Annotated in this window: 19 protein-coding genes; 8 read left to right on the top strand and 11 right to left on the bottom strand. The window is 41.5% G+C overall.

Features of this window, described 5'->3' with window-relative positions; all coding sequences use genetic code 11:
• Positions 1–213 precede the first annotated feature (213 nt).
• Positions 214–429, bottom strand: coding sequence for a cysteine-rich CWC family protein (locus AC0YOD_RS04525; RefSeq protein ID WP_475798032.1), 216 nt, complete (start codon positions 427–429; stop codon positions 214–216).
• 342 nt (positions 430–771) lie between these two features.
• Here AC0YOD_RS04525 and AC0YOD_RS04520 point away from each other — a divergent pair, with 342 nt between their 5' ends.
• The 3 genes from AC0YOD_RS04520 (at position 772) to AC0YOD_RS04510 (ending at position 2,853) form a co-directional block, all read left to right on the top strand.
• Positions 772–1,650, top strand: a complete 879-nt coding sequence (locus AC0YOD_RS04520) for a cation diffusion facilitator family transporter (RefSeq protein WP_475798031.1) — start codon at positions 772–774, stop codon at positions 1,648–1,650.
• A gap of 180 nt (positions 1,651–1,830) precedes the next feature.
• Entirely contained in the window at positions 1,831–1,992 is a 162-nt protein-coding gene (locus AC0YOD_RS04515) for a hypothetical protein (protein ID WP_475798030.1), read from the top strand.
• A gap of 321 nt (positions 1,993–2,313) precedes the next feature.
• Entirely contained in the window at positions 2,314–2,853 is a 540-nt protein-coding gene (locus AC0YOD_RS04510; protein ID WP_475798029.1) for an NADPH-dependent FMN reductase, read from the top strand.
• 105 nt (positions 2,854–2,958) lie between these two features.
• Here AC0YOD_RS04510 and AC0YOD_RS04505 read toward each other — a convergent pair whose 3' ends face one another.
• Together AC0YOD_RS04505 and AC0YOD_RS04500 are read right to left on the bottom strand one after the other, a co-directional pair.
• Positions 2,959–5,010: a catalase gene (locus AC0YOD_RS04505; protein WP_475798028.1), complete on the bottom strand. Its 2,052-nt coding sequence runs from the start codon at positions 5,008–5,010 to the stop codon at positions 2,959–2,961.
• 302 nt (positions 5,011–5,312) lie between these two features.
• Positions 5,313–6,446 carry a WD40/YVTN/BNR-like repeat-containing protein gene (locus AC0YOD_RS04500; protein WP_475798027.1) on the bottom strand — a complete coding sequence of 378 codons (1,134 nt, stop codon included), beginning with the start codon at positions 6,444–6,446 and terminating at the stop codon, positions 5,313–5,315.
• A gap of 184 nt (positions 6,447–6,630) precedes the next feature.
• Here AC0YOD_RS04500 and AC0YOD_RS04495 point away from each other — a divergent pair, with 184 nt between their 5' ends.
• Positions 6,631–7,674, top strand: coding sequence for a hypothetical protein (locus AC0YOD_RS04495; protein ID WP_475798026.1), 1,044 nt, complete (start codon positions 6,631–6,633; stop codon positions 7,672–7,674).
• On the opposite strand, the gene AC0YOD_RS04490 is transcribed toward AC0YOD_RS04495, so the two are convergent.
• The 5 genes from AC0YOD_RS04490 to AC0YOD_RS04470 all read right to left on the bottom strand — a co-directional run bounded on the left by AC0YOD_RS04490 (position 7,667) and on the right by AC0YOD_RS04470 (position 10,810).
• Entirely contained in the window at positions 7,667–8,212 is a 546-nt protein-coding gene (locus AC0YOD_RS04490) for a YdhK family protein (RefSeq protein WP_475798025.1), read from the bottom strand. The genes AC0YOD_RS04495 and AC0YOD_RS04490 overlap by 8 nt on opposite strands.
• 124 nt (positions 8,213–8,336) lie before the next feature.
• Positions 8,337–9,038 (bottom strand): YjjG family noncanonical pyrimidine nucleotidase, encoded by a 702-nt coding sequence (locus AC0YOD_RS04485; protein ID WP_475798024.1) that lies wholly within the window; start codon positions 9,036–9,038, stop codon positions 8,337–8,339.
• Positions 9,039–9,076: 38 nt separating this feature from the next.
• Positions 9,077–9,544: a DMT family transporter gene (locus AC0YOD_RS04480; RefSeq protein ID WP_475798023.1), complete on the bottom strand. Its 468-nt coding sequence runs from the start codon at positions 9,542–9,544 to the stop codon at positions 9,077–9,079.
• Positions 9,545–9,601: 57 nt separating this feature from the next.
• Positions 9,602–10,330 (bottom strand): Crp/Fnr family transcriptional regulator, encoded by a 729-nt coding sequence (locus AC0YOD_RS04475; protein ID WP_475798022.1) that lies wholly within the window; start codon positions 10,328–10,330, stop codon positions 9,602–9,604.
• Positions 10,331–10,384: 54 nt separating this feature from the next.
• Positions 10,385–10,810, bottom strand: coding sequence for a DMT family transporter (locus AC0YOD_RS04470; protein WP_475798021.1), 426 nt, complete (start codon positions 10,808–10,810; stop codon positions 10,385–10,387).
• A gap of 326 nt (positions 10,811–11,136) precedes the next feature.
• Here AC0YOD_RS04470 and AC0YOD_RS04465 point away from each other — a divergent pair, with 326 nt between their 5' ends.
• Positions 11,137–11,505: a DUF4180 domain-containing protein gene (locus tag AC0YOD_RS04465; protein ID WP_475798020.1), complete on the top strand. Its 369-nt coding sequence runs from the start codon at positions 11,137–11,139 to the stop codon at positions 11,503–11,505.
• 140 nt (positions 11,506–11,645) lie between these two features.
• Here AC0YOD_RS04465 and AC0YOD_RS04460 read toward each other — a convergent pair whose 3' ends face one another.
• Positions 11,646–12,371 carry an RNA polymerase sigma factor gene (locus AC0YOD_RS04460; protein WP_475798019.1) on the bottom strand — a complete coding sequence of 242 codons (726 nt, stop codon included), beginning with the start codon at positions 12,369–12,371 and terminating at the stop codon, positions 11,646–11,648.
• A 250-nt stretch (positions 12,372–12,621) separates the two neighbouring features.
• Here AC0YOD_RS04460 and clpP point away from each other — a divergent pair, with 250 nt between their 5' ends.
• On the top strand, positions 12,622–13,206 hold the full coding sequence (clpP, locus tag AC0YOD_RS04455; RefSeq protein WP_475798018.1) for an ATP-dependent Clp endopeptidase proteolytic subunit ClpP: 585 nt from the start codon (positions 12,622–12,624) through the stop codon (positions 13,204–13,206).
• 125 nt (positions 13,207–13,331) lie between these two features.
• On the opposite strand, the gene AC0YOD_RS04450 is transcribed toward clpP, so the two are convergent.
• Positions 13,332–13,469, bottom strand: coding sequence for a hypothetical protein (locus AC0YOD_RS04450; RefSeq protein WP_475798017.1), 138 nt, complete (start codon positions 13,467–13,469; stop codon positions 13,332–13,334).
• 204 nt (positions 13,470–13,673) lie between these two features.
• Complete coding sequence (locus tag AC0YOD_RS04445; protein ID WP_475798016.1) at positions 13,674–13,877, bottom strand: hypothetical protein; 204 nt, start codon at positions 13,875–13,877, stop codon at positions 13,674–13,676.
• An 18-nt stretch (positions 13,878–13,895) separates the two neighbouring features.
• Here AC0YOD_RS04445 and AC0YOD_RS04440 point away from each other — a divergent pair, with 18 nt between their 5' ends.
• A complete protein-coding gene (locus tag AC0YOD_RS04440; protein WP_475798015.1) occupies positions 13,896–14,402 on the top strand; it encodes an MFS transporter in 507 nt (168 codons plus the stop codon).
• Between the two features lie 144 nt (positions 14,403–14,546).
• Positions 14,547–15,620, top strand: coding sequence for an LLM class flavin-dependent oxidoreductase (locus AC0YOD_RS04435; protein WP_475798014.1), 1,074 nt, complete (start codon positions 14,547–14,549; stop codon positions 15,618–15,620).

Genomic DNA, 15,620 nt, shown 5'->3' with positions numbered 1-15,620 from the left:
CTCCAGATTTAGGGTATAACAACAACTTTATAATCCCCTTTGCTGGGATGATTATACATAATGCTTATTTAAGACCTTTTGATGCGGAAGCTATTTCCATTTAAATCCTAAGTGATTTTTAATCAGACCAACCTTCTTTCAATCAAAAAAACCGCCAAATAGGCGGTTTTTAATTTTTGACGATAGAGTAAATCAGTTTTCATGGATTAACCATTATTTTATGTTACGTTTAAATTCTTCAACACAGTAAAGGCAGATACAAGCTTTACCTCGTAACTCTACCGGTATTCGATTTTGCAGCTCTTGTGGAATAGTTGTGTGGAAACACCAGCAATCTTCATTCTTCTTAATACCACAATTATTTATGTTGCCACATAACGGACAAAAACGTTCATCTATTCCGCCAATTATTTCTTGCATTTTTTTCATCCCGCCTATCAACTTATTCGAATAAAGAAAAAAGATTTCTTCTAATCATATATTCTGATTGCAATAATTCATATCCCCTTTTCTACTTCCCCATCAGAAATGACATAGTACCGAAATTATCCTTATAAAGGATCGGATTAGTAAACCTTCAATTGCTCATAATAGATGATATCTCTGTACATGTTAAGCATAATTCTGGCAAGTATCTCATTAAATTGGTCGGAAGCAACATTGTTTGTTTCCACTTATTTTTGATGCCAATAACAACAATGTTTCTCTAGACCCACACGTATGTTCTCGGTTACCATCATATTTGAAATAGCAATGATTGGAGGTCATTACATGCAAAACTCATATGAAGAAATAAAAGAAGGAGAAAAAGGTGCGATACTCAGTATAATCGCTTACATATTGTTATCAATTTTAAAGCTAACGATTGGTTATTTCGCTCAATCTGATGCCCTCTCGGCTGATGGTCTTAATAACTCGACTGATATTGTCGCTTCATTAGCTGTACTAATTGGTTTGAAAATTTCTCGAAAACCTCCTGATCATGACCATCGATACGGTCATTTCCGAGCGGAGACTATATCGGCATTAATCGCATCCTTTATTATGTTTGCCGTAGGGCTTCAAGTTCTATATCAATCAGCAATGAAGTTTAGATCTCCCGCCATTGAATCACCTGATATGATCGCAGCCTGGACTGCTCTTTTTTGTGCAATGATTATCTATTTGGTTTATTTGTATAATATACGGCTGGCCAAAAAAATTAACAGTCAGGCTATGATGGCTGCAGCACAAGATAACCGGTCTGACGCCTTTGTAAGTATTGGAGCCTTTATAGGTATAGTAGGAGCACAATTTGGCTTGCCTTGGCTTGATCCATTGACTGCACTCTTGGTAGGCGTCATTATCTGCAAAACAGCTTGGGATATTTTCCGAGACTCCACTCATGCATTGACAGATGGCTTTGACGACAAGGAACTGCAAACCATCAAAGATACTATTCATGAAGTGCCTGGGGTTAAAACAATCATCGATTTAAAGGCCCGTGTTCACGGAAATAATAAGTTGGTTGATGCTACAATTGGTGTTGATCATCAACTTAATATTATGGAAGGTCATGAAATAACGGAAAAGATCGAGAAGCTAATTTTTGAGAAACATCATATCTCATACGTTCATATTCATATTGAACCATTTGAAACGTCAAACTAATCGGACACAGCCACATGATCTGACTTTTAATTTGTTTATTCTGTAATGATGATCACCCTCCATTTAACAGGTCATTACGTTTGGAATTAGTCAAATACCTCCCTGTCAAATACCCAAGCAATGGGTGACATACATTCATAACTTATAGAGTACTCCAATCGCAAGGAGGTGTTGTGAATTATGTCAGGTTTCGGCCATGGATTTAATAACACGGGTACTATTCTTGTTCTCTTCATCTTGTTGGTGATTATCGCGTGCAGCTGTGGAATCTTCTCCGGCGGTTACGGTGGTTGCGGCGGCTACGGCAATGTAGGCGGCGTAGGTACAGGTAAAGGTTACTAATTCATTTTAAGCATCATGCATCTATGCGAATATGGCTTCACAATAATCTTACCCAAAAGACCCAATCCATGGGTCTTTTGCTTTTTCTTCTTCATTTATTACTACATATTCTTCTGAATTCCAGGAATAATTTAAAATTAACTAACATAAATATAGTTACTTGACAAAGAACGAAAATCGCGCTATTATTGTCTCAGGTTAAAGATACTCTAAATCGAGATAAACGGAGTGATCTATTCTCACAAAAATTTATTGGTGGTGAAGCAAGTGGGTTTTTTAGATAAATTATTTGGTAAAACAACTAATGAGGAGGAAATAACAATGTCAAAATTAAATATCGGAATTATTTTGGGAAGCACTCGTCAAGGACGTCTTAGTCCACAAGTAGGAGAATGGGTAAAAAGTGTCGCTGATAAACGTGGAGATGCTAATTATGAAATCGTGGATATTGCAGACTTTAAGCTTCCGCTATTAGGTGAAAGTGATGCAACTGAACAAGCTACGGCTTGGAATACTAAGCTTGCCAGCTTGGACGGCTTCGTATTTATCGTTCAAGAATACAACCACAGCATATCAGCATCATTGAAAAATGCTCTTGATTATGCCCGTGAAGCATGGAACGATAAAGCTGCTGGTATCGTAAGCTATGGTTCCGTTGGCGGCGCTCGTGCTGCTGAACATTTACGCGGTATCCTAGGTGAATTGTCTGTAGCAGACGTTCGTGTACACCCTGCATTATCGCTCTTTACTGATTTTGAGAACGGATCTGTTTTCAAACCAGCTGATCTGCATCTTACAAATGTTAACGGAATGCTTGACCAAGTCATTGCTTGGAGCGGCGCATTAAAAACATTGCGTTAATCCCTTATTCACAATTCTTATAGCCAATTTAGAGGTTTTAAGGCATGGAGATAGTCAGTGTAGAATGACTATCTCCATGCCTTTTTAAGTTTTCTACATTCTTAATTAGATCAGTTCACGATCCCAGAAACGATGCTCGGCTATCGCTTCAATAAAGCGAGATCCAAATTTCTCACCCCCAGTGATAACGCCAACACTATCCACCATATCATTCATTTTCAGCCATTGAACCCCTTCATCAGTGGCGCCAATCGGCTTAAAATGTGTAAAAGCTTCTTTTAGGAAGGATGATGCTTCTATTCGGATTTTCTTGTTCCCGTCATCCCCTCCACCTGCTAACATGGCATCAAATAGGACTGAACTAGTGGTTAGAAACGTATGCATCACATCCAGAGTAACACCGTCTGTCCCCTCGATCTTCCCAAGTTTTTCGCTTATGATTTCAGGCTGAATACCAGCGGCACGTAATTCCTCCAATATCGTATTCACTTCCAGTCCGTTAAAACCTGAAGCGAGAATAACGCCGACCTTGCGTGTATTGGGATTCTTCACCGTATTTTCCTGACTAAGCGCAGGCGATACCTTTGTTGAGCTTGGAGCACCACTAGCTGGTGCTGTAATGCCTATAGCCTCCGCAAATGGTGCTGCCAGATCTAGACTAACATTTGCGAACATATCAACGACCTGCTGCTGTACATTTTTATTCTTTACCTTCCCTAATTCAAAGCTGAATGCCTGAATGATATGCTTCTGCCCCGCATCGCTCATACTGTTCCAGAACATAGCGGCTTGGGAGAAATGATCCTTAAAGCTTTCGCTCCTGCTGCGTACCTTATGCCCTTCCATCTTCTCTTGGTAATGCGTATATCCACCCTCCGATTCAGTTGAGGTAGATGGCGTATTACCCGCAATGGAATTGTTGTGATAGCTGACCGGTCCTTTATTAATCGTATGTCGCCCATAACCATCACGTTGATTATTATGAAATGGACATACCGGTCGGTTTATCGGAAGCTCGTGGAAATTTGGACCTCCAAGTCGAATCAATTGTGTGTCCGTATAGGAAAATAAGCGTCCTTGTAGCAGCGGATCATTTGAGAAATCAATACCCGGCACCACATGACCAGGGTGAAACGCCACTTGCTCCGTTTCTGCAAATACATTGTCCACATTGCGGTTGAGTGTCATTTTTCCAACTATTTTAACAGGTACATCCTCTTCCGGCCAAAGCTTAGTTGGATCAAGAATATCGAAGTCGAATTTAAATTCATCGACTTCATCCAGCAGTTGTACACCGAGCTCGTACTCCAAATAATTACCCGCTTCGATTGATTCCCATAAGTCACGACGGTGGAAGTCTGGATCTTTCCCTGCAATGATCTGCGCTTCGTCCCATACGAGCGAATGTGTTCCTAACACAGGCTTCCAGTGGAATTTCACAAAACATCCTTTTCCTTCCTCATTAACTAACCGGAAGGTATGTACACCGAAGCCTTCCATCATACGGAAGCTGCGTGGAATCGCCCGATCAGACATCGCCCACATGACCATATGTGCTGTTTCCTGATTGTTCGCAACGAAGTCCCAAAAGGTATCATGCGCGGATGCTGCTTGAGGCATCTCGTTATGCGGCTCAGGCTTTAGCGCATGTATAAGATCAGGAAATTTGATTGCATCTTGAATAAAGAAGACCGGAATATTATTACCGACGAGGTCATAATTGCCCTCCTCTGTATAAAACTTAGTTGCGAAACCACGCGCATCCCGAACGGTTTCCGCCGAGCCGCGTGAACCGGCTACCGTAGAGAAGCGAACAAACACGGGGGTCGTGACGGAAGGGTCATTCAAAAATTTTGCTTTCGTATAAGCTTTCATTGAATCATCATATGCCCGGAACTCACCGTGAGCGGCGAAACCACGTGCATGGACAATACGTTCAGGTATACGTTCATGATCAAAATGAGTCATTTTCTCCCGAAAATGAAAATCCTCTAGTAAAGTAGGCCCACGTTCTCCAGCCTTTAAGGAGAATTCGTCTTCTGATATCTTCAAGCCTTGATTTGTTGTCATCTTTTTCCCTTGATCATCCACCCGATACTGCTCCAATTGCTCATCCTTCTTGCTCTCATTAACTTTGCTTTTTAATTTATCATTCATGCCATTATTCCTCCCAGTTGGTTCAATCATAAGGTGATTATTTCTACATTGTTCTTACCCAACTGGAGCATCGGTTAAACGCCTTCTTTATTTCATCTTGATATTAGCATTGTAGAGTGTTGGGGATGCGTAGGAAGAGAGGAATCTGATTTTGAAGAATTCGAAAAAATCAAAGCCAGTTTTCATATTCAATAAATATTAAATACGTTCACCTAATAAAAAAAAAGACTGGACCCAAGATGGGTACCCGTCTTTTTTCTATATTTCCAGCTCTATTCTTTTGAATAACCAACCATAGACCCTTATCTATTCACACTTGGAATACTGATTTTTTCTGACCACGTTTTACCGCCATCCGTTGTTCGATAGATTGCAGGATCAGAAATGCTTGTATCAGCCATCCAGCCTTGATCTTTGCTTGTAAAGGAAATGACACTTTCAAAGCCCTTGATCGCTTTAAGATTCGACCATGTTTTACCCGAATCCAGCGAACGACCTACACCAATGACTTCTCCCGCTGGGGAAAATCCGCCGAGTATGGCTGCACCATCAACCAACTGTAGATTGCTGGAATGACCGCCTGGCGAAGCAGGTCCTTCATTCACAACTCCGACAGCTCCGCCCGGAGCAGGCCCGCCGCCAGCTGTGTCTTGACTGATCACTTTGCGCCAGCTCGCTCCATTGTCTGTCGAAGCATAAAGAGAATAGGATTGTTGGGACATGCCTGATCCACCGTAGAATTCAACCCATACCTGACTCCCTTTTGTATAAATCTCTCCGCCAGTGACCTCTTCTGATTTCACATTTAACTTCATAGTCCAATTCTCGCCGCCATCTGATGTTTTGAACAGCTTATAGCCGTAACCTGGTACGACGACAAGTGCCCAGCCATGCTTCACATCTGTAAACTCTGCATAACGAGTATTAGCTGGCGATTTAATTTTGGTCCACGATTTCCCGCCATTTGACGTTTTATATGCAAAAGCTTTTGTATATCCAAAGCCGTTTTTGGAATCTGTAAAATGGATACGTTCTAATGCGATAGGACCTGTTGGGATTTTTGTAAAAGTGCTTCCTCCGTTTGATGTGTAAAGGAGTGCATTCGTTCCTGTGGCAGAAGATTTCGCTAATGCCCATCCGGTTGTATTAGATAGAAAATCAAGCTGAGTAAACTGCCATGTACCCTTATAAATCGATTGCCAAGAAGACCCTGCATCCGATGTTCCAATAAGGAAACCATTGCCTGCAGCTCTTCCCGTTGTTCCATTTAGAAACTGTATTTCACTAAAGTGATACGCTGAATCTCCAGCCGGCGTACCGTTAAATAGATCCTTTGAGTTCACTCCACCAGCTGCCTGCGTAAAAGGAACAGCAGTTGTAAGACCAATCGCCAGTACAGCTGCTGCAAGCTTGAATTTAAGTTTGACTGTATTCATATTCTTCCTCCTCCTGGTTCTTTGTTGTCATTAAATGTCTATAAGAGAAAGTACCCTGCTTTTGTTCAAACGAATCTGCTGAGAATTAGGTTGCAACATTTTTTTAACCAGCTAACGTATTAAATACGTTATGATTAAAGAGTCGCATACTCATTGATACTTCGATAAGAGGAGGAGTTACCTTATGAATGTTGGATTTGCTCGAGCTGCAGCTTCTAGATGGGTTTTGAAGCATGCCGGCGGTATTCCTGATTTTATGGGTGCTTACTTCAGCGGTTCAACTGTAGGCATGTCAGATGATTTTGTAATGTCAACCGCTTCAGATATCGATGTCGTGATCGTATTTACAAATGCCGCCCCCCCTTTGAAATTGGGGAAGTTTATGTATCATGGAACGCTGATTGAGATTACATATCTATCTTGGAGTCAGCTCTCTTCTGTCGAGGTTGTTTTGTCATCCTACCATTTGGCTGGGAGTTTTCGAACAAATACAATTATTGCTGATCCTACTGAACGATTAAACGGATTGCAAACGCAAGTATCACGTCACTTTGCTGAACTGGAATGGGTTCGCCGCCGCTGTAATAATGCTCGGGAAAGAATTCAGAATGGGCTGTCTCATATTGATACATCCTCCCCCTTGCATGATCAAGTAACGGCGTGGCTATTTCCGACTGGCGTTACGACTCATGTTCTCCTTGTGGCAGCACTTCGGAATCCGACTGTTAGGCTGCGATATTTGGCTGTGCGTGACGTTCTTGTGGAGTATGGTTTCACCAGTTTCTACGAGGATCTATTGACATTGCTTGGCTGTTCACAACTAACACCAACGCTGGTTGAGCATCATCTAGCTGAGCTCGCCCGCACATTTGATGCTGCAGCTGCTGTAGCTAAGACGCCTTTTTTCTTCAGCAGCGATATAACCGCTTCCGCGAGACCGATCGCAATTGATGGAAGCTTGGCACTCATTCAGACGGGTTTTCATCGGGAAGCGGTTTTTTGGATCGTTGCAACCTTCGCTCGCTGCCTTAAGATTTTAGCCGCAGATGCTGCGCCAGAACAGCTAGCTGAACACGAATCTGCCTTCAAGGCAATCCTCTCTGACCTCGGCATTCACACATCAGAAGATCTTCTCAAACGGGCTGAATCTGTCATTCAATTCTTACCATTGTTATGGGAAGCAAGTGAATCAATCATGCAGGCTAACTCTGAAATTATAGTTAACTAAGAGGAGCGAGCTCCTCTTCTGTTACCCACTTATGATTAAGAACCCTATCGCCTCCTGTAGTTGGTGTAAAGTCAATCATGTATACAGTAGTATGTATGGCTGAATCAATTTGAGCTCTTGCGCCTTTCATGCCCTCCATATGATTCCCCTCTAGTATCACCTTCGCTCCTGGTGCTAAAGGTTCCTCTCCGGCATTTTGTATCTCTTCTTGAATGACCCATTTGTGATTTCTCACTTTTTCCCCTCCCGTTGTCGGGACATACGAAACCGAATATGCTGTCGTATCAAAAGCACCTGTAATGGTGGCGATGGCACCTTTCATCCCTTTCATATGATCGGCCACAATGACCGCTTCACTTCCAACTTTAAAGGTCGGATTTTCGGCTATCTTTATATGTTGAGGCGCCTCACTTGAATGCATGTGCATGCTGTGATCCATTTCTGTAAAACTAGACGGCTGTGCATCCGCACTGTTGTTTTCATTTGAAGCGAGACTTAACGCTGCGACAGAAACGAGAAAAATCATTTTCTTCTTCATTTAAAATTCCCTCCATTGTTTATGTGTCTATGTATTTCAATATTCCCGATTAAGGTATGTTTTCAAACGGCATCCTTTTGTGAAATATGTAGACAAAAAAAAGAACCTGCAATAGATGCGGGTTCTATGATTTTCTAACAGCGTTTAAAATCGAATACAGTTCATCAAGCTTTTGTATTTCAAAAGTTGGTACGATCTCGGTATGATTAGGTTTCATTTCAGGGTTGAACCAACAGGTATCAAGACCTGCCAGCTGTCCTCCTTTTATATCCGCACTTAAGGAATCTCCGGTGATTAATGCTTTTTCCGGAGAAAAATTCGGAATACGTGCAAAAACATAATCAAAATACTCCCTCATCGGCTTCTGATAGCCAGTGTCCTCAGAGACAAATATGCCCTTGAACATCGGGAACAGGCCTGAACTACGCAAACGCTTATCCTGCGTCTTCGAAACGCCGTTCGTTACAATATATAATTGGTATTGATCTTGTAAGTCTGATATTAATGCAATGGCACCATCAATTTTCTGAGATCCTTCTTCTAAGTAGCTCCGATAGTTTTGTTCCATTAGCACGCCATCAACCTCTTCGCCGAATTCCTTGAACAAAAGAGAATAGCGCGTATTTACTACCTCATCCCGACCTATTTCCCCTGCCTCAAATGACCTCCAGAGACCTTGATTTATTCGTTTATATGCGGCTTCGATTTCAGCGGTTATAGGGATTTTCTGATCCTCGAAAAGTAATCGCAACGCTAATTTCTCTGCTGCACCAAAATCCAATAGCGTATCATCTACATCAAATAATAAGGTTTCGTATTTTTTCAAATTAATCTCTCCTGCTTCTGCTTGTTTTCAAATTTACTCTACGTCATCTTAGAGGCTTCTTGAGTCTCACGTCCACCGCTAATTTTAAATACGAATATACCGCCAACAATGACAACTACGCCTATCAACTGATTTAACGTAAAAGGAACCTTGTTCAGTCCTAACCAGCCTAGTGAGTCCCATAATAATGCAAATCCGAGCTGCGAAGTCAGAACAACAGAGATAGCAAACGTAGGTCGAAGCAGCTTCAAGGCTTGCACGAGACAAATGACAACTCCTACACCGATTAATCCACTAATCCAGTACCAAGGCTTCATATTTTGCAGAGAAAACATTTTGTTTCCTTCAAAAATCAGACCGAAAATGAGTGATGCCGCAAAACCCATTCCTAATACTAAAGTAGTTGTTGACCATGATCCTGTTGAGACATTTACTTTGCTATTAAATATGGTTTGCAAACTAACTAGCGAGCCTGCGAGAAGTGCCAATATAAGTCCTACTATCATAAGCTTAACTCTCCATTTTTTTTATTTGATTTAATCCAATCGATTATCCGGTTAAGCCTAACCTTCCAAAGTTGGTAATGCATCATTCAATTCATAAATATTCCGTGTTGCCAAAGTACTTAATCTCTCTCTATCCTTCACCTGAATGTAACCTTTGCTGCGCTCAATAAGACCATCTATACAAAGCTGGTTAATGACCCGATTTAGATGTCTATAGCTCGTTCCAATTAAATTCGCTGCGTCCTTTAGATTAACGGTACGAACTTCTCCTTTAAATAATGAATCGGATTCATCAAACGAGACAGACAAAAGATAGCTTGCCAAGCGCATTTCTACTGGATACATTAAATTGAAGCTCATCGAATTGGATTTTATATAAAATTTACGTGTAATGATTTCCAGTAAAAACTGAAGAAGCGGTGAATAATCACTGCCGTATTTTCGCAGCCAGCTTTGATGAATGCCAATCATACAGACGTTGGATACAGCCTCAACCGTATTAATAATGTCCGTTTTCTGAACATACTCAATATCGCCAATAACCTCAAGCGGTGTCTTAAAAGAAAGAATAAGCGTTTTTCCTTCGACTGATGTAGTAGAAATTTTTATCTTACCCTTAACTAGAACATATAGATATTCTGCACGATCGCCTTGTGAACAGATGAGTTCCCCTTGGTCAAAGTTATACAAGGACAAATGAGGAATTAATTGCTCGTTGAATATGTCTTCAATGCCATGTGTACGCAAATAATGATTCAATTGCTCACGATCCTGCGTTTCTTTCATTATGCGCTCTTACCTCCAGCCTCTTGCTTCTAACTTTGTGGTGCAATCTTATTATTAAAGTTTGAGTATGACTACGCCAGCAATCATCATTCCGAGACCAATAAATTGTGGAAGTCTCATCTTCTGCTTCACTACGCCGAACCATCCATTAACATCGATGATAAAGGTTAGACATAATTGAGCAATAAGGAGAGCAGATATGGTAAAGGTTACACCAATCTCCTGAATAGCTGTTACTTCACTAAAAATAATGAAAGCTGCAAACGCACCGCCTGTCAAATATAGAGGTTTTACCTCTTTAAATCCTTGCCAGTTTCCGTCTCGCACGAACATAAGAATGAGCAAGGCTATAACAAAGCCGGTTAACTGCGTAATCGTCGCTGCTTGCCAAGTACCAATATCTTGACTAATTCTGGCATTGGCTACCCCTTGCAGCGTAATACAAGCCCCACCTACTAATGCAAATAAAATTCCTTTCATTTCTTCTCTCTCCTCAATTTATCTCTTTCCATTATTAAATAATAAACCTTAGTGTTAGGAAAAGGACATATGTCCTAAAATTAATATTAATTCGTTTTAGAAGCTGAATACCCCATCTCAACCATTTCTACAGCACCATCATGTTCCATTTGATTAAAGTATCCATTTTTATCGTTAACCATCAATGTACTGGGGGATGAATTTTTTCTGATCCAATTCCTACTTTTGAAGCTGACCGCTCTATCCTTTTTCAAGTTTAAATGGCTGACATTTATGCTATAATTGCTCTCATAAAAACTAGATTTTTTTGAAAGTAAGGGGATTAAATGAAGATAATCGTAGATCAGAGGGATCAATCGAAGGTAGCTATTATTGAAAGCGAAGAGATTGTCATTGCGAACGTCCAGGATGCGCTCGATTTGATGGCAACCGTTAGTTACCAAGAGGATTGTTACAAGATACTAATTAACAAATCAAACATGATCGAGGATTTTTTTGAACTAAAGACACGGCTTGCTGGTGATATTTTGCAGAAATATACAAACTATCAGACTAAGCTGGCCATTATCGGCAATTTCGACGATTATGACAGCAAGAGCCTGAAGGACTTTATTTATGAATGTAATAATGGCAAGCAGGTATTTTTCAAAAAGGATGTTCCGTCCGCACTGCAAGCTCTTCATCAAGCCCCATAAAGGTAATAACGATGTTACTTCTCAAGAAAAATAGGGGTTATCCTAGAAAGATCAATAAATCTTTCTAGGATAACCCCTTGGCGATTTTCGATCATACTCCGTTACATATTACTCAAAAACAACTCCTGTTCAGCCACAATCTAAGCTGCCATTTGAATTGTAGAATACTGATCGCCACGATACCTTGCATTAGTAATGGCTAATCGTTTATTTTGGGCGAAAGCGGTGGCGACATCTTCAGAAATTTGATCCGCAAGAGCAAGTCTAACTACACGGGCAACATCACCCGAAAGATATGCAATTAATAATGCTTGCAGTACTGCTTTCATCTCTTCATTCTGAGGCAATGGCAGTACATCCTCTAAGAGATCATGCTTAATCGCTCCCAATGTTTGACGTGCACGATGATGCGCAGCCTTTACCGCACCTTCTGTCATTTCGAGCATTTCACCCGTTTCCTTAATGGAATAACCGAAGACATCACGGAGTAAAAATACCGCTCTTTGAAGTGGAGATTGATGCTTCAAGATGACTTGAAAAATTTTCTCCATTTCAATTGGACTGCTATCTAGTGCTGCTTCTTTCAAAGGTTCTCGTTCTAATATACGATTCAACACGTTTTTTCTACGTGACAGATCAATCCATGTATTTTTAGCGATACGAAGCAGAAATGCTTCATGGTTATTATGCGATAGCAGCTTCGATGTGCCAAACGCTTTTAGCCATGTTTCCTGTGCTAAATCTTCAGCATCCCACGGGGAACAAGTGATAGACAAACAATATCGATACAGAACCGTTTGCAGCTGTTCCATTCTATTCTCATTAGGAATCGCATTATCTTTATCAATATGGTGAGCTGTATTCATTCATTAAACCTCCTTCAAGCTTTCAAGGTGTCCCAGCAGCAAAAGGCAATCTTCTTTACTTAAGTAAACGAATAGGTTCTTCATTAAGATACGCAAGGTACAAAAAAAAGTTTTTTATATGTATGTTCAACTATTATAAGCGAAAAATACAATGTCCATAATCGTGAAAATTTTATTGCAGCGTATCCTTCTTAACAGCTGCTTCGTTTACAGGGAGAAACCAGTAAATGAAAAATGGAGGGTAACCATTATGAGTCAATTTATTCCTTATGTGGTGGAGCAATCAAGAGGCGGGGAAAGATCCTATGATATTTATTCGAGATTGCTGAAAGACAGAATTGTATTTCTTGGCTCTGCTATCGATGATCAAATCGCTAACAGTATTACGGCTCAATTATTATTCCTAACTGCAGAAGACCCGGATAAAGACATTTATATGTACATCAATAGCCCAGGCGGATCTACTACTGCTGGATTTGCCATATACGATACGATGCAGCATATTAAGCCCGCAGTACAAACGATTTGTATTGGAATGGCTGCATCCTTTGCTGCCATTCTGCTTCTGGCTGGTGCCAAAGGAAAGAGATTTGCGTTGCCGAACAGCGAAGTTATGATTCATCAGCCGCATGGTGGTGTACAGGGACAGGCAAGCGATATTGCGATTAGCGCCCAGCGTATTCTTCATACTCGCGCTAGATTAAACCAAATTACAGCGGAGCGAACGGGGCAGCCTCTGGAACGTGTGGAGAAAGACATGGATCGCGACTATTTCATGTCAGCTGAGGAATCCGTCGAATATGGGATTATTGATAAGGTGATTACATCGTTATAAACAATTAATAGTTCGTTCCACTCACGCATAGGGGCTGAACGCCCCTACTGCGTTATGAACGATTCTCGTTTCATTCATACAATTCGGAAAAAGTATAAGGTTTCGTAACTCATCCTGCATTCTACTTAAGGATGAACCCACACATCCTTATAATTGATTTTCCCCCAAGCATTCATTGCAATTCCGCCTAGTGACTTATGATGGAGGAATAGCAAACTGTAGCTGCCTTTAAGCTCCTCTTGTATTTCAGTCAGGATATGCATTCTCGCATTTTCTTCTACGATACTTAAACAATAGGAAATGGTTTCATCAGCGTTTCTCTTCTGTGTGTGCTTCGATAAGCTTCCGGGCTTGATCCAATTGATTGCTCTCCGAATAATTACTTATTGGCTTTGCTACATGTGGGTTGAATCCAGTTGCTAGCTGCTGACGAGTGCCTCCAAGCTCATCTATTAAGCGTTGACGATCTAGACCAAGATGAATAGCTCGTCTGATTCTTTCATCTTCAAGCCCCCCCTCTTCCTCCTGTTAAAGCTTAAATAGACACTCCCAAGCTCGAGCTGTGTTAAAGTCGGGTTAATTCCCTTATCGATTTCCCCTTCTGAATAAAGAAGCTGAACATCCTTATCCGATTTAATGGCTGTGACTTCCCCTTCATAATTAGGCCACATTTAAACGCGACTTCTGGCATGGCTGATACCACCATTATCTTCTATGCAAAGGATTCTCTAGGACTGAATAATGATGAGCTTGGAATTGTACTAGCTGCGGCTGGTTTAGGGGGATTACTAGGTAGTCTTCTCATTACAAGGCTTCGCAAGAGCTTTCAAGTTGGTGTTCTCATAACGATAACAACACTATGCGTAGGGCTGTCCTATTTACTCATGGCGCTCTCCCAATCCAGCATGATGTTAAGCTTTAGCCTGTTGCTGAATGGTTTATTTGAAATGATAAGCACCGTATGTATTTGGACATTCCGTCAGGAGCCGACACCTCATCAGCTTATAGGCAGAATTAGCGGTATAACGGGTTCCCTCTTCAAGCTGGCTATGCCATTAACCATAATCTCAGCTGGTTTGATTTCGGAAACTTCCCATCCGACTGCAGTATTCTGGGCAGCAGCGCTTGTTAACCTCCTGATCTTCATCTTCTGTCGTTTTAGCTCCTTATGGCAAAAAACGATTAAGAACGAGTAGTGATCACATTATATTGTATGTATAAAAAAAGAGATGTAAGTATTTCAATCATTTACCTCCTTGTTAAGGAGATGGTATACTTACTTAAATAGAGAAACATTAAATAAATGAGTGAAATGATTAGGTATAAAGGAGAAGATTTGAATGTCCGATTTAGCAAACACAATGGAAATAGGAATCAGTACTTTTTTGGAGAGTACACCAGACCCCGTAACAGGCGAGGTTATCAGCCATGCGGAACGACTGCGTAATGCGGTTGAGGAAATCGTATTAGCCGATCAAGTCGGACTAGATGTCTATGGAATTGGCGAACACCACCGTGCAGATTATGCAGGTACTTCCCCCGCTGTTGTTCTTGCAGCAGCGGCTGCCATGACCAAGCGAATAAGGCTCACGAGTGCCGTAACGGTGTTATCTTCTGATGATCCTGTTCGTGTATATCAAGCTTTCTCCACTCTTGATGGTATCTCCAATGGGCGCGCAGAAATTATGGCGGGTCGTGGTTCTTTCATCGAATCCTTCCCTCTTTTTGGCTATAGTCTAGATGATTATGAAGAGTTATTTGAGGAAAAGCTGGAGCTGCTGCTTGCGATCAGAGAATCGGAGAAGGTCACCTGGCGCGGTGGACATCGTCCCGCTATAGATAATCTTGCTGTCTATCCTCGATCCGTTCAAAGCCCATTGCCAGTTTGGATAGCAAGCGGAGGCAATCCGGAGTCAGCTATACGAGCAGGTACATTAGGCCTTCCTATCGCATTCGCCATTATTGGCGGGATGCCTGAGAGCTTTGCTCCATTGGTCGCGCTTTATAAGAAAGCTGCTGTGCGAGCTGGACATGATCCTAGCAAGCTGTCCATTGCGACGCATTCACATGGATTTGTCGGAGAAACAACGGAACAAGCTGCCGATTTATTCTTTCCTTCGACACAGGCTCAGATGAATGTTATTGGACGTGAGCGTGGCTGGGGACAACCTTACAACCGTGCAGCCTATGATTCCGCTCGGAGCCTTCGAGGCGCGCTCTATGTCGGTGATCCCGAGTATGTCGCAGAGAAAATTATTCTGCTCCACAAAAACTTGGGTCTATCACGATTCTTCCTTCATGTGAATGTTGGCACCATGCCGCATCGTGAAGTCATGCGTGCTATCGAACTGCTTGGTACTCGCGTAGCTCCTATCGTACGCAAGGAGCTTGCTCGTAACGCCTCAAAAGAATAA

This window comes from Paenibacillus sp. J31P13 (assembly GCF_056269295.1).
The sequence above is the reverse complement of the archived record's forward strand: the minus strand, read 5'-3'. Positions and strand labels throughout refer to the sequence as shown.